The sequence below is a fragment of the Saccharothrix longispora genome (genome assembly GCF_031455225.1).
GTDB classification, from domain to species: Bacteria; Actinomycetota; Actinomycetes; order Mycobacteriales; family Pseudonocardiaceae; genus Actinosynnema; species Actinosynnema longispora.
In genome coordinates this window covers 5786382-5810224 of the sequence record NZ_JAVDSG010000001.1, presented here as the reverse complement: position 1 = coordinate 5810224, position 23843 = coordinate 5786382, and the positions used below count along the sequence as shown (strand labels likewise).

The following is a 23843-nucleotide window of genomic DNA, read 5'->3' as shown; positions in this document are numbered from 1 at the left end:
GCACCGTGGACACGACCGGTCTGGTTTGGCGGAAGAGCAGTCGCAGCGGCAGCGGCGGGAACGACAACTGCGTCGAGGTGGCGTTCCCGTCCCCTCAGGTGGCGGTGCGGGATTCCAAGAACCCGCCCGGCCCCCGGTTGGCGTTCTCCGCGCCCGCTTGGCGGCGGTTCGTGCGGCGGTGAGCGATCCGGCGGTGCACAGCACCCTCATCACCGGCATCGGGGAGTTGACCACCAACGACCCCGGGCTCGGCCGCCTGACCGACGCGGCGATCGTCTTCGACTCGCACGTCCGGTGGGTCGGCCCGGCATCCTCCGCCCCCGCCGCCGACGAGCGGATCGACGTGGCCGGCCGCGCGGTGCTGCCCGGTTGGGTCGACAGCCACACCCACCTCCTCTTCGCCGGCGACCGCACCGCCGAGTTCGAGGCCCGCATGGCTGGCCAGGCGTACACCGCCGGCGGCATCGCGGTGACCGTCGGGGCGACCCGCGAGGCATCCGACGACGACCTGCTCGTCAACCTGCACAAGCACGTCGCGGAAGCCGCCCACCAAGGCACCACCACCGTCGAGACCAAGACCGGCTACGGCCTGACCGTCGCCGACGAGGTGCGCTCGGCCCGGATCGCGGCCGGTGTGGTCGACGAGGTGACCTTCCTCGGCGCGCACCTGGTGCCTGCGGACGTCGACAAAGACGCTTATGTGTCTCTGGTGGCGGGCATGATGCTCGATGCCGTGGTGCCGTACGCACGGTGGGCGGATGTGTTCTGCGAGCGCGGTGCGTTCGACGAGGACGAGTCGCGGACCGTGCTGGAGGCGGCGGCGGCCAGAGGGCTCGGTCTGCGGGTGCACGGCAACCAGTTGGGCGAAGGTCCCGGCGTGAGGTTGGCCGTGGAGTTGGGGGCGGCGAGCGTCGACCACTGCACGTACCTGTCGGACGCGGACGTAGAAGCGCTCTCGCGGTCGCGCACGGTCGCCACCCTGCTGCCGGCGTGCGATTTGTCGACAAGACAACCTCTGGCACCGGGGCGTCGGCTGCTCGACGCCGGGGCGACCATCGCGTTGGCCAGCAACTGCAACCCAGGCAGTTCGTACACGACGTCCATGGCGTTCAACGTCGCCATCGCCGTGCTCCAGATGGGGCTGACGGTCGAGGAAGCGGTCGCGGCGGCGACGCTGGGCGGGGCCAAGGCGTTGCGGCGCAGCGATGTGGGACACCTGGGAGTCGGCGCGCGAGCCGATGTGCACGTGCTCGAAGCACCTTCCGCGACGCACCTCGCCTACCGTCCCGGGGTGCCCCTCACCCACGCCGTGTGGCGCGAAGGCCGGCAGGTCCGCTGACCGGTGTGCGTTCACGCGGCCAGCGGAGCCGACATGGGTGTGGGTGGTCGGTGGAGCAGGTTCTGGCGTGGCCTCTGTGCGGGGTCGATGTGTCGGGGTGGGATGAAGGTCGGTGTTCCGCCGGTGGTGGTGATCTGCCACTGTGAGTGGTGGATGAGCGTGTGGTGGGTGCGGCAGAGCAGGACGAGGTTCGCCAGGTCGGTAGACCCGCCGTCGGCCCAGTGTTGGATGTGGTGGGCGTCGCACCACTTGGGTGGTCGGTGACAGCCCGGGAAGGCGCAGCCCCGGTCGCGGGCGTGCAAAGCCCGGCGCTGGGCGACGCTCACGGTCCGTTTGGCGCGTCCCAGGTCGAGCACTTCGGAGTCGCCGCCGAGTACGACGGGGACGATTTTGGCGTCGCAGGCGATGCGGCGGGCTTGGGCCGCGCTGAGGTGCCGGTCGCCGTCGAGCAAGGCGTGCCCGACACCGCGACGCAGGGTGTCGTGGTCGATGGTGACGCTGATGTGCGGGCGCTCTCCGGCCTCTGAAGGCAGGTCGGTGGAGCGTGACGCCAGTGCGATCAGGTCGGCGAATGCCTCACCCCTGCGTCGTGCCGCGTCGCGTGGGCCGTCCGGTCGGGGTGTGGAGAGTGGTTCGAGCATCGCGGTGAACCGCGCCCCGGTCTCGGCGGACAGTTCTCCGAAGAATTCGAGTCGTCCGCCGGGCAGGTCGCGCAGGTGCAGCACGTCGCCGGGGTCGGCGGCGGCCTCGTCCACCTCGTCCACGCGGTCCTGTTCGGCGCGGTCTCGAATCCGGTCGGCCAACTGCCGCACCGCTTTCGGCTCCACCGATCGCGCCGCCTCGACCAGGATTTCCTCGGACCCCTCGGGCAGGCGCAGCGAGATGGCCCGCGCCAATTCGGTGAGGTGCCCGTCGGAGAGTTCCTCCAACACCGCACCCGTCACGGGGTGCAGGGGCGGGAGCGGCTGCCCGGTGGGGCTGAGCGAGGGCAGGAACAGGGTCACCTGCGCCGTCCACCGCTTCACCTCCCGCGGGTCGGCGCGCACCAGACGCCGGTAGGTGTCGGTGTCGAGCCCGCGCCGCAGCACCTCGGCCAACAGTCGCAACCGCCGCAGGTGCAGTGCGCGCAGCACGGCCTCGGTCTCGGCGATGGTGGCGAACACACCATCGTCGGAGAGCAGCGCGGGCGACACGTCCATGAATTCAGGCTATTCGAACACCAGTTCCCATTTCATCACTCGAATGGTTGTCTTGTCGGGTGAACCTAGTGACTGCGGATCAACGCTGACTCACTCCTTGAAGTGAGCTGATGCTGGTGTACGGGATCTTCCGGATCTTCGACGGGTTCGACGGCGGACGGGGACCGGGGCGCGTGGACCGCCGGGCACCTGGCGTTCATGGGGGGCGTTGGTGGTGCAGGTGGCGCCGGCCGGGCGGGCGAAGGCGTGGACGCCCTTCCTGGTGCTCGCGGACCTGGCGATGCCGTTCCCGGGCCGGCACACCACGGACAGTTCGCCGCGGATCCACGGCAGCAGGTCGATCGGCGGCCTCGTCCGCAGGGTGGGCAGCGGCGCGACGCCGACGAGTCGCGGCGACGCGGCCGTGCACCAGTGGCACGGCGTCCCCCACGCAGGCCCCTCGGACCCCGCACCCGTGGGAACGGGCTCGTGCGGATCTTGAGCAAGGCTTTCCGGACCGCGAGGACTTTCACGTCGATTCGGCAGTTCGGCTCCCGAGCCACCCCGAGCCATCCCGGTGCCCGCACCCGCCTCCGGTGGTCGAACGGGACGGCCTCGGGCAGGCTGGAGGCATGGAGTACACCCAGCTCGGCCGTTCCGGCCTGTCCGTGTCCCGCCTGTGCCTGGGGACGATGAACTTCGGCCCCGAGACGTCCGAGGCCGACAGCCACGCCATCATGGACCGCGCGCACGAGCACGGCCTGAACTTCTTCGACACCGCGAACGTCTACGGCTGGCAGAAGGGGGAGGGCGTCACCGAGCAGATCATCGGCCGGTGGTTCGCCCAGGGCGACGGTCGGCGCGAGAAGACCGTGATCGCCACCAAGCTGTACGGCGACATGGGGGACTGGCCGAACGAGGGCCGGCTGTCCGCCCTGCACATCCGGCGCGCGGCGGAGGAGTCGCTGCGGCGGCTCCAGACCGACCACCTCGACCTGCTCCAGATGCACCACGTGGACCGGAACACGCCGTGGGACGAGATCTGGGAGGCGTTCTCCGTGCTGCGGCAGCAGGGGAAGGTCCTCTACTTCGGGTCGTCCAACTTCGCCGGGTGGCACATCGCGCAGGCGCAGGAGGCGGCCCGCGAGAGGCACTTCCTCGGCCTGGTCAGCGAGCAGTCGATCTACAACCTGCTGAACCGCTTCGTCGAGCTGGAGGTCCTGCCGGCGGCACGCCACTACGGCCTCGGCGTCATCCCGTGGTCGCCGTTGCAGGGCGGTCTGCTCGGTGGCGTGCTGCGCAAGCAGCGCGAGGGCGGCGGTTCCCGCGGCACCAGCGAGCGCAGCGCGAAGGCCCTGGAGAAGCACCGCGACGCCGTGGAGGCGTACGAGAAGCTGGCCGCCGACCTCGGTGAGGACCCGGCGCACGTGGGCGTGGCGTGGCTGCTGCACCAGCAGGGCGTGACGGCCCCGATCATCGGTCCGCGCACCATGGAGCAGTTGGACGGCTCGCTGCGGTCAGTGGAGATCGCGCTGGACGACGAGGTACTGGCGAAGCTGGACGAGCTGTTCCCGGCGCCCGGCCCGAACGGCAGCAAGCCCGCGCCGGAGGCCTACGCCTGGTGATCTCGACCTCCCGCCCACCGCCCGGCCCGGGCTGTGGGCGGGAGGATGTCACCCCTGGTCGGCGGTGCGGTCGAGGCGCAGTGCCGCGACGAGGGAAGAAGATCCCGTCGACGAGGGGAGTGGCCGGCCAGGGTGCCCGGGGTCGCGCCATCGCCGGACACCCGGAGGAAGAACGTCGTCCGGCCGGCGTGCACAGGCCGGCGGCGATCATCGTCCACTGGCCGCCGAGCGGCCACCGCCCACCGCCGACGCCGAGCTGGACGACGCTTGAGGCGACCCTCAGGTCCCTCGCGCCCACAAGACCGTCGGGACTGACACCGGGCCTGGGCTGTGGTGCGTCGCGCAGACGGGTGATACTTGTTGCGTTTGCTTCGACTGTTGCGAATAATTCGACTAGAGGTGACAGCGATGGCGAAGGTCCAAGCGGCGAACGTGGCGCCCGGCGTGGTCGACAGCGGAACCGCAGCGCGTGCTCTAAGGCGGATCAAGGACTACCTGGCCTCACCGGACGCGCGGTCCGACGAGCTGGAGATCCTCGTCGAGGGCGGTCCCGACGAGGCGCTGGTGCTGCCGCGTCCCGCGGTCGAGATGTTCGTGCACGTCTTGGCGGCACTGGCCAACGGCCAAGGCGTCCAGGTGGTCCCGGTCAACGCCGAACTCACCACCCAGACTGCCGCGGAGATGCTGAACGTCTCCCGGCCGTACCTGATCGGCCTGCTCGAACGCGGTGAGATCGAGTACCGCCTCGTGGGCAGGCACCGTCGCGTCCGGTTCGACGCGCTGATGGACTACATGCGTCGCGACGACCTCGCACGCAAGCAGGCCCTCGACGAGATGACACGTCTGGACCAGGAGTTGGGAAGCGACTGAATGGCGTTCGTCGTGGTCTACGACGCCTGTGCCCTGTACGGCAACACCGTGCGCAACCTGCTTCTCAGGATGGCCGGAGCGCGGTTGGTGCAGGCGAAGTGGAGTGAACAGATCCTCACCGAACTCGACCGCGCGCTCGAAAGGAAGGGGATCGCGGCGGACAAGCGCCACCGGCTCCGCCACCTGATCAACCGCTCCGTCCCGGACTGCCTGGTGACCGGCCACGAAGCACTGGTGGACGGTCTCGTCCTGCCCGACCCGGACGACCGGCACGTGCTCGCCGCGGCTATCAGCTGTGGCGCGCAGGTGATCGTGACCGACAACCTCAAGGACTTCCCGGCCGAGTGCCTGGTCAGGTGGGACATCGAGGCCAAGAGCCCTGACGACTTCGTCCTGGACCTGATCGGCATCAACGACCGGGTCGTCTACTCGTGCGTGCAGCAGATCGTCGACGAGCGCACCAGCCCGCCTGAGACGATCGACGACGTCCTCGGTCAGCTCGAACGCTCGGGGCTGATCGAATCCGCCGCGGCCTTGCGGCTTGGTTGACCGGTCAGTCCTCCGGGTCGTCCTCGTCGTCACGGGCCAGCCAGGTCGCCAGGCGTTCGACCGGCGTCTCGAACTCCGGGTTCGCGTCGACGAACGCCCGCAGCCTGTCGGCCAGCCACGCCAGCGTGACCTCCTCCTCGCCGCGCCGGCTCTCCAGCTCCTCGATGCCGCGGTCGGTGAAGTACACGTCGTCCTCCAAGACGGGGAAACGGCCGAGCCGCCGGGACGTGCGCCCCGACGGCTCGGCCGACGAACGGGAACGGCCTACTCGAACGCCTTGGCGATCAGCTCGCGCTGCTCGACCTCGTGCACCTTGGACGACCCCGCCGAGGGGGCGGCCATCGGGCGGCGCGAGACGCGCTTCACCGTGAACCGCGTGGGCAGCAGCTCCGGCAGCGCCAGGCCGAAGAACGGCCACGCGCCCTGGTTCGCCGGCTCCTCCTGGACCCAGCGCACCTCGGTGGCGTTCGGGTAGCTCTTCAGGGCCTCGGTCAGCTTGCGCGCCGGCACCGGGTAGAGCTGCTCGACGCGGACGACCGCCACGTCCTTCGTGCCGCGCTTCTCCTGCTCGGCCAGCAGCTCGTAGTAGATCTTGCCGCTGCACAGCAGGACGCGCTTGACCTCGTCCTTCACCACGTTCCGGTCGTCGATGACCGACTGGAAGCGCTCCTCGACGAAGTCCTCGACCGGGCTGGTCGCGGCCTTCAGGCGCAGCATCGACTTGGGGGTGAACACCACCAGCGGCCGGTTGACGCCGTCCAGGGCGTGCCGCCGCAGCAGGTGGAAGTAGTTCGCCGGGGTCGACGGCACCGCGATGGTCATCGAGCCCTCCGCGCACAGCTGGAGGAAGCGCTCGATGCGGCCGGACGTGTGGTCCGGCCCCTGGCCCTCGTGGCCGTGCGGCAGTAGCAGCACGACGTCGGACACCTGGCCCCACTTGGCCTCACCGGACGAGATGAACTCGTCGATGATCGGCTGCGCGCCGTTGACGAAGTCGCCGAACTGCGCCTCCCACAGCACCAGGGCGTCGGGGTTGGCCACGGAGTAGCCGTACTCGAAGCCCAGCGCCGCGAACTCGGACAGCACCGAGTCGTAGACCATGAACTTGCCCTGGTCCTCGGCGAGGTGCTGGAGCGGGGTGTGCTCCGCGCCCTTCTTGCGGTCCACCAGCGTGGCGTGCCGCTGCACGAACGTGCCGCGCCGCGAGTCCTGGCCCGCCAGGCGGACCGTGCGACCCTCCAGCACCAGCGAACCGAACGCCAGCAGCTCGGCGAACGCCCAGTCGATGCCGCCCTCGCGGGCCATCTTGGCGCGCCGCTCCAGCACCGGCTTCACGCGCGGGTGCGGGGTGAAGCCCTCGGGCAGGTTGACGTGCGCGTCGGCGATCCGCTCGATGACCGACCGGTCGACGCCGGTGGGCAGCTTGGCCGGGACCTGCTGCTCCTCCTCGATCGACGGCGAGGTCTTGATCGGGTGCTTCTCCAGCTCCCTGACCTCGTTGAACACGTGCTCCAGCTGCGAGGAGAAGTCCTGGAGCGCCTTCTCGGCCTCCTCGACGGAGATGTCGCCGCGGCCGATCAGGGACTCGGTGTAGGTCTTGCGCACCGAGCGCTTCGTGTCGATCACGTCGTACATGGCGGGCTGCGTCATCGAGGGGTCGTCGCCCTCGTTGTGGCCGCGGCGCCGGTAGCAGACCATGTCGATCACGACGTCCTTGTTGAACGCCTGCCGGTAGTCCACGGCCAGCTTCGCGACCCAGTAGCACGCCTCGGGGTCGTCGCCGTTCACGTGGAACACCGGCGCGCCGATCATCTTCGCGACGTCGGTCGAGTACTTCGAGGAGCGCGAGTTCTCCGGCGCGGTGGTGAAGCCGACCTGGTTGTTCACCACGACGTGCACGGTGCCGCCGGTGCGGTAGCCGCGCACGAGCGCCAGGTTCAGCGTCTCGGCGACCACGCCCTGACCGGCGAACGCGGCGTCGCCGTGCATCGCGACGGGCAGCACGGAGAAGCCCTCGCCGCCCTTGTCGAGGATGTCCTGCTTGGCGCGGACGATGCCCTCCAGCACCGGGTCCACGGCCTCCAGGTGCGACGGGTTCGCGGTCAGCGACACCTTGGTCTCGCCGTCGCCGAACATGCGGAAGTACTTGCCCTCGGCGCCCAGGTGGTACTTCACGTCACCGGAGCCGTGCGCCTGACCCGGGTCGAGGTTGCCCTCGAACTCGCGGAAGATCTGCGAGATCGGCTTGCCGACGATGTTCGCCAGCACGTTCAGCCGGCCGCGGTGCGGCATGCCGATGACGACCTCGTCCAGCTCGTGCTCGGCGGCCTTGTCCAGCACCGCGTCGAGCAGCGGGATGACCGTCTCGCCGCCTTCGAGCGAGAACCGCTTCTGGCCGACGTACTTGGTCTGGAGGAAGGTCTCGAACGCCTCGGCGGCGTTGAGCTTCGACAGGATGTACTTCTGCACGGAGGCCGGCGGCTTCTCGTGCGGGACCTCGACGCGCTCCTGGATCCAGAGGCGCTCCTCCGGGTCGAGGATGTGCATGTACTCGACGCCGACCGTGCGGCAGTACGAGTTGCGCAGCACGCCGAGGATGTCGCGCAGCTTCATCCGCTCCTGGCCCGCGAACCCGCCGACCGGGAACTCCCGGTCGAGGTCCCACAGGGTCAGGCCGTGCGACAGGACGTCCAGGTCGCGGTGGCTGCGCTGGCGGTAGTTCAGCGGGTCCGTGTCGGCCATCAGGTGGCCGCGGGTGCGGAACGCGTCGATCAGCTCGATGACGCGGGCGGTCTTGTCGACCGCGCCCTCGGGGATGTCGGCGACCCAGCGGATCGGCTCGTACGGCAGCCGCAGCGACGTGAACACGTCGTCGTAGAAGCCGTCCTCGCCCAGCAGCAGGTGGTGGATGCGCTTGAGGAACTCGCCCGACTCGGCGCCCTGGATCACGCGGTGGTCGTACGTCGAGGTCAGCGTGATGATCTTGCTGACGCCCATGTCGGTCAGGGCCTGCTCGCTGGTGCCTTGGAAGTGCGCGGGGTACTCCATGGCGCCGACGCCGACGATCGTGCCCTGGCCCGCCTGGAGGCGCGGCACCGAGTGGTTGGTGCCGATGGTGCCGGGGTTGGTCAGCGAGATGGTGGTGCCGGCGAAGTCCTCGGCGGTCAGCGAGCCCGACCGCGCCTTGCGGATCAGGTCCTCGTACGCCTGCCAGAACTGCGTGAACGTCATGTTCTCGCAGCCCTTGATGGAGGCCACGACCAGCGAGCGGGAGCCGTCCTTGCCGGGCAGGTCGATCGCCAGGCCGAAGTTCACGTGCTCCGGCGTGACGACGAACGGCTTGCCGTCGACCTCGGCGAAGTGCCGGTTCATGTTCGGGAACGCGTGGAGCGCCCGGACCACCGCGTACCCGATGAGGTGGGTGAAGGAGACCTTCCCACCGCGGGTGCGCTTGAGGTGGTTGTTGATGACGATGCGGTTGTCGGCGAGCAGCTTGGCCGGCACGGCGCGCACGCTCGTCGCGGTCGGAACGGTGAGCGACAGCTCCATGTTCTTCGCGATGGCGGCGGCGGCGCCCCGGAGCTGCTTCTGCTCCTCGCCCTGGGGGGGCTTCACCGGCGCGGCCTTGGCGGCCTGCGCGGGGGCGGGCTTGCCGGCGGGCTTCGCCTGCGCGGCGGGCGCGGCCTTGGCGGCCGGGGCGGGCGCGGGCTTGGTCGCGGCCGGCTTGGGCGCGGGCTCGGCGGCCTTGGCGGCCGGCTTCGTCGCGGTCGCGGTGGTGGTCGCGGTCGTGGTGGTCGTGCCGTTCTCCGCGGCCGCCGCCGCCCCGTTGCCCGACCGCTGCGTCGACTTGTAGTCGGCGAAGAAGTCGTGCCAGGCAGGGTCTACCGACGACGGGTCGGTGAGGAACTGCTCGTACATCTCCTCGACCAGCCACTCATTGGGACCGAACTGAGAAGCAGGACTGCTGCTGGACACGGCTGGTGCTCGCCTCTATCCATCTCGCTCTTGGCAATGGCTCACTCCTGTCCAGGCTAGTCCCCCGTCTGGTGCAGTTCACACACAGGAGGTGCCCGGCGCAGGGGTCTCAGTCACAGGATCGATCACGTCATCGGTCCCGTTATGGGTGCTTGAGCACCTCTTGAGGTTAGGCCCGTCACGCGTCCCGCGGGGGTGTCGGCCCGTCGGCCTCGTGCGCACCGCCGGTCCCGCCGGGCGGTGAGGTGTTCACCATCCTGAACCCGATCGTGTGACCTGCTTGTTCAACTTGTCGGTTGACTTCACTGGTGGCACGCCTTAGGTTGTGTTCAACCAAGCGGTTGAACAAGGAGGTGGCGGTGGACGACCGGTTGTCGCGGGTCTTCTCGGCCCTGGCCGACCCGATCCGGCGCGACATGGTGGCGCGGCTCGCGGTGGCCGACGCGACGGTCAACGAGTTGGCCGAGCCGTACCCCGTGACCGTGCAGGCCGTGTCGAAGCACCTGAAGGTGCTGGAGGACGCCGGGCTGGTCAGCCGCGGCAAGCAGGCGCAACGGCGACCCGTCCACCTGGAGGCGGAGGTCTTCGACCTGATGACGAAGTGGATCGAGCGCTACCGGCACGAGGCCGAACAGCGCTACCGGCGGCTCGACGCCGTGCTCGCAGACCTGGCCGACGAGGCCACCCCCGACGTGCGTGAAGGAGAAGCGTCATGACCACGACCACCCATTCCGGGACCACCCACCCCGAGACCACCATCGCCGCCGACCCGGCGGTCCCGACCATCCGCATCAGCCGCGAGTTCGCCGCCCCTCCCGCGGCCGTGTTCCGCGCCCACACCGACCCCGACCTCGTCGCCCGGTGGCTCGGACCGCGCTCGGTGACCATGGTCATGGAGCGCTGGGACGCCACCACCGGCGGCGCGTACCGGTACAAGCACACCCGCGGTGACGAGGAGTACGGGTTCTACGGCTCGTTCCACGAGGTGCGCGAGCCGTCGCGGATCGTGCAGACGTTCACCTTCGAGGGCTTCCCCGACGGCGTGTGCCTGGAGACGCTGACCCTGACCGACCTGGGCGACGGCCGCACGCGGCTCGACGCGGTCAGCGTGTACGACTCGATCGAGGTGCGCGACATGGCCCTGTCCTCCGGCATGCAGACCGGCGTGGCCGAGGGCTACGAGCAGCTGGACGAGGTCCTGGCCTCCTGACCCGGGACCCCTCGGCCCCGCCGACGGCGGGGCCGAGGGGTCAGCCCACCTGCGCGCCCACCGCGTCGTCCGCGTCGTCCGGGGCGGCCCCGCCCACGCCGTGCGCCCACAGCCGCGCGTAGTGCCCGCCCGCCGCCAGCAGCTCGGCGTGCGTGCCCACCTCGGCGATCCGGCCGTCGGCCAGCACCACGATCCGGTCGGCGCGGGCGGCGGTCGCCAGGCGGTGGGCCACCACGAACGTCGTGCGCGCGCCCGCCAGGTGGTCGCCCGCCGCCAGCACCGCCGACTCCGTCGCCGGGTCCAGCGCGGCGGTGGCCTCGTCGAGCAGCAGCAGCGCCGGCCGCACCAGCTCGGCGCGGGCCAGGGCGACCAGCTGGCGCTGACCCGCGGACAGGCCCTGGCCGCGTTCGCCGACCTGCTGGCGGAAGGCGTTGGGCAGCGACGCCACGGTCGGCAGGGCGCCCACCGCGCGGACCGCCGCCTCGACCTGCGCCCGCGTGGCGTCCGGGTTCCCGTACGCCACGTTCTCGGCCACGTCGCCGCCGAACAGGTGCGCCTCCTGCGGCACGACGCCCAGCCGCTGCCGCAGCGCCGACAGGTCGTAGTCGCGGACGTCGACGCCGTCGATCAGCACCTGCCCGGACGTGACGTCGTAGAACCTGGCCACCAGCTTGACCAGCGTCGACTTGCCCGCGCCGGTCGCGCCCACCAGCGCCACCGTCTCGCCGGGCCGGACGTGCAGCGACACGTCCGCCAGCGCCGGCGCGGCGGTGCCCCGGTAGGCGAACGTGACGTCGCGCAGCTCCACCTCGCCCCGCAGCTCCGACACGCCCACCGGGTGCTCGGCGGGCGGCACGGAGGTGGGCGTGCGCAGCAGGTCGCCGATGCGGCTCAGGCCGACCCGCGCCTGCTGGTAGCCGTCGAACACGCCGGACAGCTGGTACAGCGGCGCGAAGAACAGCCCCAGGTACAGCACGAACGCCAGCAGCACACCCGTCGACAGCGAGCCCTCGGCCACCCGGTACGCCCCGACCACCAGGACCGCGGCCTGCGCGACCCCCGACAGCAGCGCCAGGAACGGGAAGTAGGTGGCGATGTAGCGCTGCGCCCGGATGCGGGAGCGGCGGTAGGCGTCGCTGCGTTCGGCGAACGCCTCCGCCGAACGCGACTCGCGCGTGTAGGCCTGGGAGACGCGCAGTCCGGACACGTTCTCCTGGAGGTCGGCGTTGACCGCGCTCACGCGTTCCCGCGCCTCCGCGTAGGCCCGCGACGACACCCGCTGGAAGATCACCGTCGCGACCAGCAGCACCGGCAGCACGCTCAGCGCCACCAGGGCCAGCCCGGGGTCGGTCACCACCAGCGCCACCGCGATGCCCACCACCGTCAGCACGCTGATCGCGAACGTGGTCAGGCCCGTCTGGAGGAAGCTCGACAGGGCGTCCACGTCCGTCGTCATCCGGGTCATGATGCGCCCGGCCATCTCGCGCTCGTAGTAGTCCAGACCGAGTCGTTGCAGGTGGGCGTAGCTGCGCACGCGCAACAGGTAGAGCAGCCGCTCGCCGACCCGGGACGTGACGACGGTGCCGACCGCCGACGACAGCCAGCCCAGGGCGACCAGGGCGAACCCGATCGCCGCCGCCACCCACAGCCAGCCGACCGCGCCGCCCACCACGCCCCGGTCGACGCCCAGCCGCACCAGGCCGGGCAGCGCCACGGCCAGCGCCGTGTCGACCAGCAGCAGCCCGCCGACGCCCACCATCGTCCACCGCACCGGCCGCAGCAGCGAGCGCAGCCGGAAGCCGGGGTCGGGCGCCGTCGGGTCCTCGCCGCGCAGGTCCGGCTCGTCCCGCGCCGGCGGCAGGGCCCGGACCCGCTCGACCAGCTCCGGCGTGGGCGGGGTGCCGCCCAGCAGCGCCGACGTGCCGCCCCCGCCGCGCGCCACCTTCGGCGCGGCGCTCACCGCCCGGTTCGCCGCCCGCACGGTCAGCTCGTCCTCGTCCGAGTCCGGCCACAGCTCGGGCGTCACCCCGTCCGGGCCGGGTTCCAGGCGCGCGTCCGCCCGCGGGTCCACCTGCTCGATCGCCTCACCGGGTCCCGCCAGCAGGTCGCGGTACAGCCGGCAGCGCGCGGTCAGCTCCTCGTGCGTGCCGACGTCGACCAGGCGGCCCGCGTCGAGCACCGCGATCCGGTCCGCCAGCGCCAGCGACGACCGGCGGTGCGCGACCAGCACCGTGGTGCGGCCGGCGGTCACGGCGGCCAGCGTGCGGTGGATCGCGGCCTCGGTGGCGTTGTCCACGGCCGACGTCGCGTCGTCCATCACCAGCACCCTCGGGTCCGACAGCAGCGCCCTGGCCAGCGCCACCCGCTGCCGCTGGCCGCCCGACAGGGTCAGGCCGCGCTCGCCGACCACGGTGTCGTAGCCGTTCGGCAGGGCCTCGACGAACCCGTGCGCCTCGGCCGCCCGCGCGGCCGCGCGGACCTGCTCGTCGGACGCGTCCGGCACGCCGTAGGCGATGTTCGCGCGCACCGTGTCGGAGAACAGGAACGCCTCCTCGAACACCGTGCCCACGGTCCGCCGCAGCGACTCCAGCCGCAGCTCCCGCACGTCCACGCCGCCCACCAGCACCGAGCCCCCGTGCACGTCGTAGAACCGGGGGAGCAGCAGCGAGATCGTCGACTTGCCCGAACCCGCCGTGCCGACCACGGCCAGCGTCTCGCCCGGCTCGACCCGCAGCGACACCCCGGACAGCACCGGCTCGCTGCGCGTGTAGCCGAACGACACGTCCCGCAGCTCCACCCCCACCGGCCCCGCCGGCACGTCGCGCTCGCCGTCCACCACGTCCGGCTGCGAGTCGACCAGCTCGTACACCCGCTCCACGCCCGCGCGCGCCAGCTGCGCCGTCACCATCAGGCTGGAGATCAGCCGGGTCGGGCCGACCAGGTTCGCCACGTACGTCGCGAAGGCCAGGAACGTGCCGAGGGACACCTCGCCGCGCAGCGCCAGCCACCCGCCCAGCGCGAGCACCGCGACCTGGCCCAGGTAGGGGAACGCGGTCAGCGTCGCCGCCGGCTTCGAGGTCAGCCGGGCCGCCCGCATCCGCTCCGCGAACAGCGCCTTCGCCCGCGACTCCAGCCGGGCGACCTCCCGCGCCTCCTGCCCGAACCCCTTCACCACGCGCACGCCGGTGACGGTCTCCTCGACGTGCTGCGCCACGTCCGCCGCCCGCTGCTGCGCCGACCAGGTGGCCGGGAAGAGCGTCAGCCTGCTGCGCGCCGCGACCACCCCCACAGCGGGCACGACGACCAGGGCGATCACCGTGAGCAACGGCGACAGCCAGAACATGGCCACCAGCGCGGCCACCGCGAAGACGACCGTGCCGAACGCCAGCGGCGTCATCGAGAGCAGGCTGTTGACCAGCTGGAGGTCGGTGATCGAGCGCGACACCACCTGCCCGGTGCGCAGCGCGTCCTGCTTGTGCCCGTCCAGCCGCTGCACCGCGCCGAACACGGCCTGCCGCAGGTCGTGCTGCACGTCCACGGCCAGCCGGCCGCCCAGGTAGCGGCGCACGAACGCGGTGCCGAAGGTGAGCAGCTCCAGCCCGACCAGCACCGCGGCGAGCCAGGTGAGGCGGTCGGTGCGCCCGGCCACCGCGTCGTCCACGGCGGCCTTGATCAGCAGCGGCCCGGCGGCCTGGAGCCCCACCCCCACGACCGCCGCGAGCACCGACCACACCACGAGGGAGCGGTGCTGCCAGCACGCGCGCGCGAGTCGCCTGATCCAGCCGTCGGTGTCGGTCACGCCCACCACAGTAGGTCGACCGGAAAGAGGAGGCCGCCCCGACGACGAACACCGGGACGGCCTCCGAGAACGGGGTCACACCGTCACGTGATGTCCTTGCGCTGGGTGGCGGCCCACCCGCCCAGGAAGAACAACCCGGTCCACACCAGGAAGATCAACCCGCTCAGCCACCAGTCGAACGCCCCCAACGCCCCCGCGATCGCCCGCATCACCTCGACCAGCTCGTCCGGCACCACGCCCGCGTTGGCCAGGAACAGCGACGACGCGACCGACCCGGTCATGCCGTTCACCGCGCCGTTGGGCAGGAAGCCGATGATCTCCGGCAGGTTCTGCGAGGCCAGCACGAGCTGGATGCCGTTCTCGATGATCAGCATGTAGAGGATCAGCACCACGGTGGTGCCCACCACGCTCGTCATCAGCGCGCCGACGCCCACGCCGAACATCGTCATCAGGATCGACGACAGGACGCCGACCGCGGCCAGCGCCAACCAGCCGGCCGGGTCCGGCAGCGCGCCGGAGTCCGAGGTGATCACGATGCCGATGCTCACCGCGGCCACGATCGCGATGCCGTAGATCGCGCCCCACGCCACGTAGACGACGAGCTTCGCGGTCAGCGCGGCGACGCGCGTGGGCGCGGTGAGGAACGTCGTGGTGATCGTCCTGCGGTTGATCTCGTTCGAGATCGCGAGCCCGCCGAAGATCATCGGGAAGATGGTGGCCACGTTGATGCTGCGGGCCATGCCGAACAGCGAGACCTGCCACTGCGCCGGGTCCACCCCGAGCAGCCTGGTCAGCTCCTCGGCCTCCTCGCTGCTGACGACGTCCATGATGCCCTTGCCGATGGCGCCGGTGCCGAGCGCCCAGCCCAGCGCCAGCAGCACGGTCGGGATCAGCAGGCCCCACCACAGACCCGTGGTGGTCGTCTTGCGGAACTCCGCCTTGATCAGGTTGCCCATCACGCACCGCCCCCGAGGCCGCCACCCTGCTGCTGTCCGTACGGGTTGTCCTGCGGCGGCTGCTGGTACCCGGGTGCCTGTGGCGGTTGCTGCGGATAGCCCTGCGGGGGTGTCCCCTGGGGAGGCATCCCCTGCGGGGGCGTCTCCTGCTGCGGGTAGCCGGCCACCGGCTGGTGGTAGCCCGACGGCGGCTGCTGGTACCCCTGCTGCTGGTACCCCTGCGGTTGGTAGCCCGGCTGCTGGTAGCCCGGCTGCTGCTGGTACCCGGCCGGCGGCGCGTAGTAGCCGCTGCCCGCGGGCGGGACCGGCGGCTGCTGCTGTCCGTACTGGGCCGGTGCCCCGTACTGGGCCTGGGCTCCGTACTGGGCCTGGGCTCCGTACTGGGCCTGGGCCGGCGCCGCGTACTGACCGTTGGTGAGCTGGAAGAACAGGCGCTCCAGGTCGGCCTTCTCCTCCTGGATGCCGTAGATCGACACACCGGCCCTCAGGGCCGTGTCGGCGACCTGCTTCGCCTCCACGCCGGCGACCGCGATCCGGCCGTCCGGCAGCTGCTCGATGCCCGCCACGCCGTCCTCGCGGAGCGCCGCGACCAGCGCCCCGGCGTCCGACGGCTGCACGAGCACGCGTGCCTGCTGCTGGTCGCGCAGGTTGTCCAGCGCCCCGTAGTACATGGTCTGCCCCCGGCTGACGATGACCACCTGGTCCACCGTCTGCTCGACCTCCGCCAGCAGGTGGCTGGAGATCAGCACGGTGCGACCGCTGCGGGCGAACGACTGGAGGAACGTCCGCAGCCAGGCGATGCCCTCCGGGTCGAGGCCGTTGGCCGGCTCGTCGAGCACGAGGACCTGCGGGTCGCCGAGCAGCGCGGTGGCCAGCGCCAACCGCTGCTTCATGCCCAGCGAGAACCCGCCCGCCCGGCGCTCGCCCGCCGCGCCCAGGCCCACCAGCTGGAGGACCTGGTCGGCGCGCGAGTCGGGCACGCCGATCGCCGCCGCGTACACGCGCAGGTGGTTGCGCGCCGAGCGCTTCGGGTGGAAGCCCTGGGCCTCCAGCACCGCGCCCACGACCCGCCCCGGGTTGCCGAGCTGGTGGAACGGCCTGCCGTTGATCAGGCCGATGCCCGAGGTCGGGGTCACCAACCCGAGGAGCATGCGCAGCGTCGTCGTCTTGCCCGCGCCGTTGGGACCGAGGAACCCGGTAACCGAACCGGGTTCCACCGTGAAGCTCAAGTTCTGCACCGCTGCGACCGGACCGAACTGCTTGGTCAAGTTCTGCACCACGATGCGGCCACTGCCGTCGTGCACGCGTCCCTCCCGGATTGCTCCTACCGGGCGTCATCCTGCCCTAGGAGGGTCAGTCGGGGAGGGCGTGTCGCGGTTTCGAGACCACCGCCGGTATCTCGGTGGTGGTCTCCGCGTCGTTCGGGCGGAGCAGCGGGCGCAGCGGTCGGCGGCGTTCGCGGTGCGGCAGGCCGTCGCCGATGAGGTGCTGGTGGGCCATCGTCCACACCTGGCACGGCCACTTCTTGTGCCGCAGGACGCCGGGGCACGCGCCGCAGCGGCCGTCCGGATCGGGTTGGTGCACGGTCAACAGCAGCCGCCAGCCGTCGGCCAGGCGGTGGATCTCGGACCGCGCCAGCGGCACGAGCGCGTCGGCCTCGCCGCGCTCGACGACCTCGTCCAGCAGGGCCAGCCGGCGGAGCACGGCCGCCCGGAGCGTCTCGTCCACCTGGTCACATCCTGTCGGCGGCTTGGTCGAGCAGGCGGTGCAACCTGCGGGTCTGCGTGACCGACATCACCGCCGACTCGCCGGGTGGGGCGACCAGCAGGACGCGGTCGTCCTCGACGAGCACGGTCATCGACCGGTCTCGCCCGAAGGGGTCGTGGCAGTCGACCCAGCCCTGTGGTTCGGCCATCGGCACTCCGATCGCGAGGGGGGCGCGGCGGGGGCGCCGCGCGAGCGGACGACCCCGTTGCGTAGCGGCGGGTGTCCCGTCCTGTGCATCGGTCGGCGCGCCGCCGTGACTTACCCGTTACCCAGGTAATTCACTCATTCGCTTGAACAATGGCCACTGTGCGTGGCCACGGGGGCGAGTGATGTGGGCCGGATCGGTGGGCCCGCTGGGCAGGACCCCCGGTTTCCCGCTAACATTGGAGACGCGGCCCGCTCCCAGTGACCCCCAGGCTGGTTGAGCGGGCCGCCTCGTACGACGAGGGCCCCGCTCACAGCACGTGAGCGGGGCCCTCTCCTCATCCGGATCAGATCTCGGGAGCGGTGAACTCCAGGTCGTGCGCCTCGGCGACCGGCGCGTTGGTCAGCAGGCCCTCGTGGGTGTTCAGGCCGAGCGCCAGCGACGCGTCCGCGCGCAGCGCCGCCCGCCAGCCGTGCTCCGCCAGCGCGACAGCGTGCGGCAGCGTCACGTTGGTCAGCGCGTAGGTCGAGGTGCGCGGGACCGCGCCGGGCATGTTGGCGACGCAGTAGAACACCGAGTCGTGCACCTGGTAGGTCGGATCGGCGTGCGTGGTCGGCCGGGAGTCGGCGAAGCAGCCGCCCTGGTCGATCGCGATGTCCACCAGCACCGAACCGGGCTTCATCCCGGCCACCAGCTCGTTGGACACCAGCTTGGGGGCCTTCGCGCCGGGCACCAGGACCGCGCCGACGACCAGGTCGGCCTCGCGCACGGCCTGCTCGACCGCGTACCGGTTCGACGTGACGGTGCGCAGGCGGCCCTGGTACAGCGCGTCGATGTGCCGCAGCCGGTCGACGTTGGTGTCCAGGATCTCCACGTCGGCGCCCATGCCCGCGGCGATGCCGGCCGCGTTCAGGCCGGCCACGCCGCCGCCGATGACCACCACCCGCGCCGGGTGCACGCCGGGCACGCCGCCGGGCAGCACGCCCCGGCCGCCGGACGGCTTCATCAGCGAGAACGCGCCCACCTGGGGCGCGAGGCGGCCCGCGACCTCGGACATCGGGGCGAGCAGCGGCAGGGCGCCGTTCGGCGTCTGCACGGTCTCGTAGGCGATGGCGGTGGTGCGGGAGTCCAGCAGCGCCCGCGTCAGCGGCCGGTCGGCGGCCAGGTGCAGGTAGGTGAACAGCACCTGCCCCTCGCGCAGCAGCGGGTACTCCTCGGCGATCGGCTCCTTGACCTTGAGCACCAGGTCGCCCTCGGCCCAGACGTCCTCGGCCGCCGCGAGCACCTTGGCACCCGCGGCGACGTACTCGTCGTCCGCGATGGCCGAGCCGAGACCCGCGCCCGCCTCGACGAACACGTCGTGACCGCGCGACGCCAGCTCGTGCGCGCCGGCCGGGGTCAGCGCGACGCGGTACTCGTGGTTCTTGATCTCCCGGGGGACTGCGATCCGCACGGTGGACTCCTTCGGCCGGTGTTGTTGCCAAAGGTCGGGTACCCGGGGCGCGGTGTCATCGTGCGCACCGCACCAACGCGGACCGGCCCGGTTGTGCCGGCGGGACAAGTCGGGGGGCGCGTTGACACCCGTCCGGGCCGGCACCTAGCGTGCGGGGCACCCAACTGAACATCGGCCGCGGCGCCCCACGACGGCGCCGGAACCCGCGCGGGAGAGACCTCGTTCGTTCGAGGCGCCGAAGGAGCAAGCACCCCGCACACTCTCAGGCAGCGAGAACCGCGCGCGGTGAGGCGACTCTGGAAAGCGCACCCCGCGTCCGGGGCGCGCACCCACGGTGCAAGCCGCGCCCGCGGCGAAGCTCTCAGGTCCCAGGACAGAGTGGGGACCGGACCTTCACCACAGGGAGCGCTGACGTGACCTTTCCGGAGAACCTGCTGTACACGCCCGAGCACGAGTGGGTCGACTGGGCGCCCGGCACCCGGGAGCCCGTGTCGGTCGGCATCACCTCGTACGCGGCCGGCTCGCTGGGCGACATCGTGTTCGTCGAGCTGCCCGCCGTGGGCACGCGCGTCGCGTCCGGCGAGGTGTGCGGCGAGCTGGAGTCGACCAAGTCGGTGAGCGACCTGTACGCGCCGGTCGGCGGTGAGGTCGTGGAGGTCAACGCGGCGGCGGTCGACGACCCGTCGTTGATCAACAACGACCCGTACGGCGCCGGGTGGCTGTTCAAGGTGGCCGTCGAGGACGCCACCGGCCTGCTGACCGCCGCGAAGTACGCGGAACTGACCGAGGCCTGATCGTGGCGATCAGCGTGTTCGACCTGTTCTCCGTGGGCATCGGTCCGTCGAGCTCGCACACGGTCGGGCCGATGCGCGCGGCGACGATGTTCGTGGACCGCCTGGGCGCACGAACGAGTTCAGTCGACCGGGTGCACGTGGAGCTGTTCGGGTCACTCGGCGCGACCGGCCACGGACACGGCAGCCCCAAGGCCGTGCTGCTCGGCCTGGAGGGCCACCGGCCCGAGGACGTGGACCCGGTGGCCGCCTCCGCGCGGGTCGAGGAGGTCCGGGCGACCGGGCGGCTGCGGCTCGGCGGCGCGCACGAGATCCGCTTCACCGAGGACACCGACCTGGTGATGCACCGGCGCAAGTCGTTGCCGCTGCACCCCAACGGGATGCGCTTCGAGGCGTTCGCCGGTTCCACGCCGGTGGACTCGGCCGTCTACTACTCGGTGGGCGGCGGCTTCGTGGTCGACGAGACCGCGTCCGGCAGCGACCGGATCAAGCCGGACAGCACGCCGCTCGCGCACCCGTTCCGCACCGGGGACGAACTGCTCGCGCGGACCCGGGAGACCGGGCTGCCGATCAGCGGGCTGATGCTGGCCAACGAGCGGTCGTGGCGCGGCGAGGCCGAGGTCCGGTCGGGCCTGCTGCACATCTGGCAGGTCATGCAGGAGTGCGTGGAGCGGGGCTGCACCGAGACCGGCGAACTGCCCGGCGGGCTCAAGGTGCGGCGGCGGGCGGCCGAGATGAGGGCCGGGCTGACCGCCGAGCACTACGCCACGGACCCGCTGCGGGTGATGGACTGGGTGACCCTGTTCGCGCTGGCGGTCAACGAGGAGAACGCCGCCGGCGGTCGCGTCGTCACCGCCCCCACCAACGGCGCGGCCGGCATCGTGCCCGCGGTGCTGCACTACTACACGAGGTTCGTGCCGGGCGCGTCCGACGAGGGCGTGGTGCGGTTCCTGCTCACGGCGGGCGCGATCGGCGTGCTGTTCAAGGAGAACGCGTCGATCTCCGGCGCCGAGGTCGGCTGCCAGGGCGAGGTCGGCTCGGCCTGCTCGATGGCCGCCGGCGGTCTCGCCGAGGTGCTCGGGGGGACGCCGGAGCAGGTCGAGAACGCGGCCGAGATCGCGATGGAGCACAACCTCGGGCTGACCTGCGACCCGATCGGCGGGCTCGTGCAGATCCCGTGCATCGAGCGCAACGCGCTGGCCTCGATCAAGGCCATCACGGCGGCGCGCATGGCGCTGCGGGGCGACGGGTCGCACTTCGTGTCCCTGGACAAGGTCATCAAGACCATGCGGGAGACGGGCAAGGACATGCACCACAAGTACAAGGAGACGGCGCGCGGCGGCCTGGCGGTGAACGTCATCGAGTGCTGACGACCGGTGGGACCCGCGCCGGCGGAACGGCCGGCGCGGGTCCGCCCGGTTGCGCGGGGGCGTCCTGGTGTTGCGGCATCGCAACCACCCGACATCGCCGCGGCACGACGAACAGGTGTTGTGATTCGACCTGCGACGGGGACGAGTACTCTTGATCAACCCCAGATCGTCGCAGGAGGCGATATGTTGGAGCAGTGGGAGGCAGACCACCTGCTCCGCATGCCCAAGACCTACAGCGGCTCGCTCACGGTTGATCTCGAGCAGGGGGCGGACGATGACTACCAATTGGAGAGCGACGACGGGACCCGGTACTTCGTCCTCGATGTGCGAAGGTCCCGCAGGAACCCGCGCAAAGCGCGTTTCAACTCCGTTACCGGAGGGAAATCGTGCTAGCCCGCCTCTGCACGTCTGTCCCCCACGCCAACCCCGACGGCGCGAGTCTCAGGTTCCCCCACTTCCACACCTATCGGGAGAGCTTCGACGACAAGTGGGCCGTTGAAGTCGAGATCAAGGGCGACCTGGCGTCCGCCCTGCAATTCTTCTGCAAGAAGATAAATCTTCCCGAGCCGGTGATCCAGGGAGGGCTCGCGTGACCGTGGACACGAACCTCCTGGTCGACTCCTACGTCGACTGGATAACGGCTGCGATTTCGGCCGAAGTGGTCGACGAAGAGGTCGTGGAGCTTACTACTCCCTTCCTCGACAGGCACAACGACCACCTTCAGATCTATGTCGAGAAGCAGGCCTCGGATCTCTACCTGCTCACCGATGACGGCTACATCGTCGGTGAGCTGAAGTCGAGTGGCGTGGAGAGCAGGGGGAGGCGGCGTGAAGAGCTGCTGAACCGACTGCTCGCCGGCTACGGGGTCGACATCGTCGACGGCGAGTTGCAGACCAAGTCGACGGGCCAGGGCCTGGGGCAGCGGATGCACAGCCTCGTGCAGGCGATGCTCAGTGTCGACGACATGTTCATGTTGTCCCAGCCGAGCGTGCACGGGATCTTCTTCGATGATGTGGCGAAGTTCCTGGACGACAGCGATGTGCGCTACACGCCTCGCGCCAAGTTCTCCGGCAAGAGCGGGCTCGACCATCTGGTCGACTTTGTCATCCCCAAGTCCCGCAACGCGCCCGAAAGAATTGTCCAGATACTGGACACCCCTCGTCGTGACCGTGTCGAGAGCATGCTCTTCGCGGTGAACGACACGCGTGCCGCACGCGGTTCCGAAACCGAGTACTACGCCATAGTGAACGACCTGAAGAACGTCCCGCCCGAGGTCGTGAACGCGTTCTCGCAGTACTCCGTTCGAGCGCAGCCCTGGTCGCAGCGCGAACAGCTCGTACAAGCCCTGGCGGCGTAGCGACAAGGGCTCCGCCCGGTGGTCCGGACGGCAGGCGCTCCACGGGAAGCCCGCGCCGGCGGAACGGCCGGCGCGGGTCCGCCCGCCTACGGCAGCGCGGCTTCGATCGCCTCCACGACCTCGTCCGCCTCGGGGTCGGTGGCCGGGCGGAAGCGGGCGAGGACTTCGCCGGTCGGGGACAGCAGGAACTTCTCGAAGTTCCACTGGACGTCACCGGTCGCGCCGTCGGGGTCCGGGGCCCCGGTCAGCTCCGCGTACACCGGGTGGCGGGACGGGCCGTTGACGTCGATCTTCTCGTACAGCGGGAACGTGACGCCGTACGTGGTGGAGCAGAAGGTCGCGATCTCCTCCGCCGTGCCCGGCTCCTGGCCCATGAACTGGTTGCACGGGAAGCCGACCACCGAGAAGCCGCGCTCCGCGTAGCGCTCCTGGAGCCGCTCCAGGCCCTTGTACTGCGGCGTCAGCCCGCACTTCGACGCCACGTTGACCACCAGCAGCGCCTTGCCCGCGTGCTCGCCCAGGCTGGACTCCTCACCCGCGAGGGTGCGCACCGGGATGTCGTGGATGCTCATGTCGAGAGGCTACGTGCCGCCACGCCGCGCCCGCCGCACCGAGGAACGCCGCGGCTGCGGGGACCGCTGCGGGCAGGAGCAGGGCCGCGGACGCGCACGCGGTCACCGCGTGGGCCGTCGCCGCCGAGGCGAGCGAAGCACAGGAGGGTCGGGCTGCGGTGCCCCGCCGCCGACAGGTCTGCCATGTCCCGGGTGTCCCAGGCGGTCAAGGGCGACGGGGGCGCCCGCTCACCGGTGCGGTGGACCCCGGGAACCGGTCGGGAGCGGGGTGTTCGCGGCGCTGTTTCACCACTGTGAACTTTGTTGACGGTTCGCCCGCGGACTCCCTACCGTCAGCGCCGGAGGTCCGCGGACCTCCGGAACCCGTGGAGGGGCCCACGACTTCGGCGGCGGTGTCGTGAGCCCCTCCACGGTGTCCTCGCGGAGGCGGGGATCAGAAGTCGAACACGGGGCCGGTCTCGGCGCGCAGGACGCACGGGTTCGGGAACTCCGCCTCGAACCAGCGGTCCTCACCCCGCCACTTCCCGGTCGCCCTCACCCGGACGGGGTCGTACTCCAGGGTGCAGATCACGTCGCCCCCGGTGGAGAGCCGGCCGACGTCCCCGTCCACGAGGGACAGCGCGTCGCACGCCAGGTCCGCCCGGGGGTGCAGGCCGCCGGAGGGTTCGCACGTCAGGTTGACGATCTGGAGCGATTCACCCCGCTGCACGTTCAGCACGAAGCTCGACTCCGGTGAGGAGACGAGTGGAGCCAGCGCGGCCATCGCCGCGAGGAAGGGGAGTGGTGCCATGCCACCACGATGCTGGGCGTGGCACCGGTCCCTCCAGCGATCTCACCGGATCGTGTGGTGTATTCAACGATTTCCGTGATCGAGTCCCCCCGCGGTC

22 protein-coding genes and 1 riboswitch are annotated in these 23843 nt (G+C 71.0%); of the genes, 11 read left to right on the top strand and 11 right to left on the bottom strand.

Annotation, left to right across the window (positions count from 1 at the left end):
* Window positions 1-5 precede the first annotated feature (5 nt).
* Together J2S66_RS24270 and hutI are read left to right on the top strand one after the other, a co-directional pair.
* On the top strand, window positions 6-182 hold the full coding sequence (locus tag J2S66_RS24270) for a DUF397 domain-containing protein (protein WP_310309581.1): 177 nt from the start codon (window positions 6-8) through the stop codon (window positions 180-182).
* Window positions 179-1339, top strand: coding sequence for an imidazolonepropionase (hutI, locus tag J2S66_RS24265; RefSeq protein ID WP_310309580.1), 1161 nt, complete (start codon window positions 179-181; stop codon window positions 1337-1339). Before J2S66_RS24270 ends, hutI begins: the two co-directional genes overlap by 4 nt.
* A gap of 11 nt (window positions 1340-1350) precedes the next feature.
* Here the strand turns inward: hutI and J2S66_RS24260 are convergent, their stop codons facing one another.
* A complete protein-coding gene (locus J2S66_RS24260; protein WP_310309579.1) occupies window positions 1351-2538 on the bottom strand; it encodes an HNH endonuclease signature motif containing protein in 1188 nt (395 codons plus the stop codon).
* Window positions 2539-3149: 611 nt separating this feature from the next.
* Here J2S66_RS24260 and J2S66_RS24255 point away from each other — a divergent pair.
* From J2S66_RS24255 to J2S66_RS24245, 3 genes are all read left to right on the top strand, one after another.
* Window positions 3150-4142 carry an aldo/keto reductase gene (locus J2S66_RS24255; protein ID WP_310309578.1) on the top strand — a complete coding sequence of 331 codons (993 nt, stop codon included), beginning with the start codon at window positions 3150-3152 and terminating at the stop codon, window positions 4140-4142.
* A 408-nt stretch (window positions 4143-4550) separates the two neighbouring features.
* On the top strand, window positions 4551-5012 hold the full coding sequence (locus tag J2S66_RS24250) for an excisionase family DNA-binding protein (RefSeq protein WP_310309577.1): 462 nt from the start codon (window positions 4551-4553) through the stop codon (window positions 5010-5012).
* A complete protein-coding gene (locus tag J2S66_RS24245; protein WP_310309576.1) occupies window positions 5013-5561 on the top strand; it encodes a VapC50 family PIN domain-containing toxin in 549 nt (182 codons plus the stop codon).
* A 4-nt stretch (window positions 5562-5565) separates the two neighbouring features.
* On the opposite strand, the gene J2S66_RS24240 is transcribed toward J2S66_RS24245, so the two are convergent.
* Together J2S66_RS24240 and J2S66_RS24235 are read right to left on the bottom strand one after the other, a co-directional pair.
* Window positions 5566-5748, bottom strand: coding sequence for a DUF6104 family protein (locus J2S66_RS24240; RefSeq protein ID WP_310309575.1), 183 nt, complete (start codon window positions 5746-5748; stop codon window positions 5566-5568).
* Window positions 5749-5825: 77 nt separating this feature from the next.
* Window positions 5826-9536: a multifunctional oxoglutarate decarboxylase/oxoglutarate dehydrogenase thiamine pyrophosphate-binding subunit/dihydrolipoyllysine-residue succinyltransferase subunit gene (locus J2S66_RS24235; RefSeq protein ID WP_310309574.1), complete on the bottom strand. Its 3711-nt coding sequence runs from the start codon at window positions 9534-9536 to the stop codon at window positions 5826-5828.
* 359 nt (window positions 9537-9895) lie between these two features.
* Between J2S66_RS24235 and J2S66_RS24230 the strand changes: the two genes are divergently transcribed.
* Together J2S66_RS24230 and J2S66_RS24225 are read left to right on the top strand one after the other, a co-directional pair.
* Window positions 9896-10252 carry an ArsR/SmtB family transcription factor gene (locus J2S66_RS24230; RefSeq protein ID WP_310309573.1) on the top strand — a complete coding sequence of 119 codons (357 nt, stop codon included), beginning with the start codon at window positions 9896-9898 and terminating at the stop codon, window positions 10250-10252.
* Window positions 10249-10746, top strand: a complete 498-nt coding sequence (locus tag J2S66_RS24225; protein WP_310309572.1) for an SRPBCC family protein — start codon at window positions 10249-10251, stop codon at window positions 10744-10746. The genes J2S66_RS24230 and J2S66_RS24225 overlap by 4 nt, the downstream gene beginning before the upstream one ends.
* A 40-nt stretch (window positions 10747-10786) precedes the next feature.
* On the opposite strand, the gene J2S66_RS24220 is transcribed toward J2S66_RS24225, so the two are convergent.
* From J2S66_RS24220 to ald, 6 genes are all read right to left on the bottom strand, one after another.
* Window positions 10787-14551 (bottom strand): ABC transporter ATP-binding protein, encoded by a 3765-nt coding sequence (locus J2S66_RS24220; protein ID WP_374726124.1) that lies wholly within the window; start codon window positions 14549-14551, stop codon window positions 10787-10789.
* Window positions 14552-14628: 77 nt separating this feature from the next.
* Complete coding sequence (locus J2S66_RS24215) at window positions 14629-15501, bottom strand: ABC-2 transporter permease (protein WP_310309570.1); 873 nt, start codon at window positions 15499-15501, stop codon at window positions 14629-14631.
* Window positions 15501-16805, bottom strand: coding sequence for an ABC transporter ATP-binding protein (locus tag J2S66_RS24210; protein ID WP_310309568.1), 1305 nt, complete (start codon window positions 16803-16805; stop codon window positions 15501-15503). Before J2S66_RS24210 ends, J2S66_RS24215 begins: the two co-directional genes overlap by 1 nt.
* A 49-nt stretch (window positions 16806-16854) precedes the next feature.
* Window positions 16855-17229, bottom strand: coding sequence for a hypothetical protein (locus J2S66_RS24205; protein ID WP_310309567.1), 375 nt, complete (start codon window positions 17227-17229; stop codon window positions 16855-16857).
* Window positions 17230-17233: 4 nt separating this feature from the next.
* Window positions 17234-17416, bottom strand: a complete 183-nt coding sequence (locus J2S66_RS24200; protein ID WP_310309566.1) for a hypothetical protein — start codon at window positions 17414-17416, stop codon at window positions 17234-17236.
* Between the two features lie 343 nt (window positions 17417-17759).
* Window positions 17760-18866, bottom strand: a complete 1107-nt coding sequence (gene ald, locus J2S66_RS24195; RefSeq protein WP_310309565.1) for an alanine dehydrogenase — start codon at window positions 18864-18866, stop codon at window positions 17760-17762.
* A 198-nt stretch (window positions 18867-19064) separates the two neighbouring features.
* Window positions 19065-19155, top strand: a riboswitch (glycine riboswitch).
* 124 nt (window positions 19156-19279) lie between these two features.
* On the opposite strand from ald, the gene gcvH reads away from it, so the two are divergent.
* The 4 genes from gcvH to J2S66_RS24175 all read left to right on the top strand — a co-directional run bounded on the left by gcvH (window position 19280) and on the right by J2S66_RS24175 (window position 22384).
* Window positions 19280-19660 carry a glycine cleavage system protein GcvH gene (gene gcvH / locus J2S66_RS24190; RefSeq protein ID WP_306748422.1) on the top strand — a complete coding sequence of 127 codons (381 nt, stop codon included), beginning with the start codon at window positions 19280-19282 and terminating at the stop codon, window positions 19658-19660.
* A 2-nt stretch (window positions 19661-19662) separates the two neighbouring features.
* Window positions 19663-21027, top strand: a complete 1365-nt coding sequence (locus tag J2S66_RS24185; protein ID WP_310309564.1) for an L-serine ammonia-lyase — start codon at window positions 19663-19665, stop codon at window positions 21025-21027.
* A gap of 284 nt (window positions 21028-21311) precedes the next feature.
* Window positions 21312-21620, top strand: a complete 309-nt coding sequence (locus J2S66_RS24180) for a DUF6978 family protein (protein WP_374726215.1) — start codon at window positions 21312-21314, stop codon at window positions 21618-21620.
* Window positions 21617-22384 (top strand): DUF1828 domain-containing protein, encoded by a 768-nt coding sequence (locus tag J2S66_RS24175; protein WP_310309562.1) that lies wholly within the window; start codon window positions 21617-21619, stop codon window positions 22382-22384. Before J2S66_RS24180 ends, J2S66_RS24175 begins: the two co-directional genes overlap by 4 nt.
* 86 nt (window positions 22385-22470) lie before the next feature.
* Here the strand turns inward: J2S66_RS24175 and J2S66_RS24170 are convergent, their stop codons facing one another.
* Both J2S66_RS24170 and J2S66_RS24165 read right to left on the bottom strand, forming a co-directional pair.
* Complete coding sequence (locus J2S66_RS24170) at window positions 22471-22956, bottom strand: glutathione peroxidase (protein ID WP_310309561.1); 486 nt, start codon at window positions 22954-22956, stop codon at window positions 22471-22473.
* Window positions 22957-23389: 433 nt separating this feature from the next.
* Window positions 23390-23746: an SSI family serine proteinase inhibitor gene (locus J2S66_RS24165; protein ID WP_310309560.1), complete on the bottom strand. Its 357-nt coding sequence runs from the start codon at window positions 23744-23746 to the stop codon at window positions 23390-23392.
* Window positions 23747-23843: the final 97 nt, after the last annotated feature.

Excerpts from the sequence above, each read along its gene's own strand:
- J2S66_RS24260 (WP_310309579.1), bottom strand. The coding sequence starts at position 2,538 with ATGGACGTGTCGCCCGCGCTGCTCTCCGACGATGGTGTGTTCGCCACC.
- J2S66_RS24255 (WP_310309578.1), top strand. The coding sequence starts at position 3,150 with ATGGAGTACACCCAGCTCGGCCGTTCCGGCCTGTCCGTGTCCCGCCTG.
- J2S66_RS24250 (WP_310309577.1), top strand. The coding sequence starts at position 4,551 with ATGGCGAAGGTCCAAGCGGCGAACGTGGCGCCCGGCGTGGTCGACAGC.
- J2S66_RS24245 (WP_310309576.1), top strand. The coding sequence starts at position 5,013 with ATGGCGTTCGTCGTGGTCTACGACGCCTGTGCCCTGTACGGCAACACC.
- J2S66_RS24225 (WP_310309572.1), top strand. The coding sequence starts at position 10,249 with ATGACCACGACCACCCATTCCGGGACCACCCACCCCGAGACCACCATC.
- J2S66_RS24215 (WP_310309570.1), bottom strand. The coding sequence starts at position 15,501 with ATGGGCAACCTGATCAAGGCGGAGTTCCGCAAGACGACCACCACGGGT.
- J2S66_RS24200 (WP_310309566.1), bottom strand. The coding sequence starts at position 17,416 with ATGGCCGAACCACAGGGCTGGGTCGACTGCCACGACCCCTTCGGGCGA.
- J2S66_RS24170 (WP_310309561.1), bottom strand. The coding sequence starts at position 22,956 with ATGAGCATCCACGACATCCCGGTGCGCACCCTCGCGGGTGAGGAGTCC.
- J2S66_RS24165 (WP_310309560.1), bottom strand. The coding sequence starts at position 23,746 with ATGGCACCACTCCCCTTCCTCGCGGCGATGGCCGCGCTGGCTCCACTC.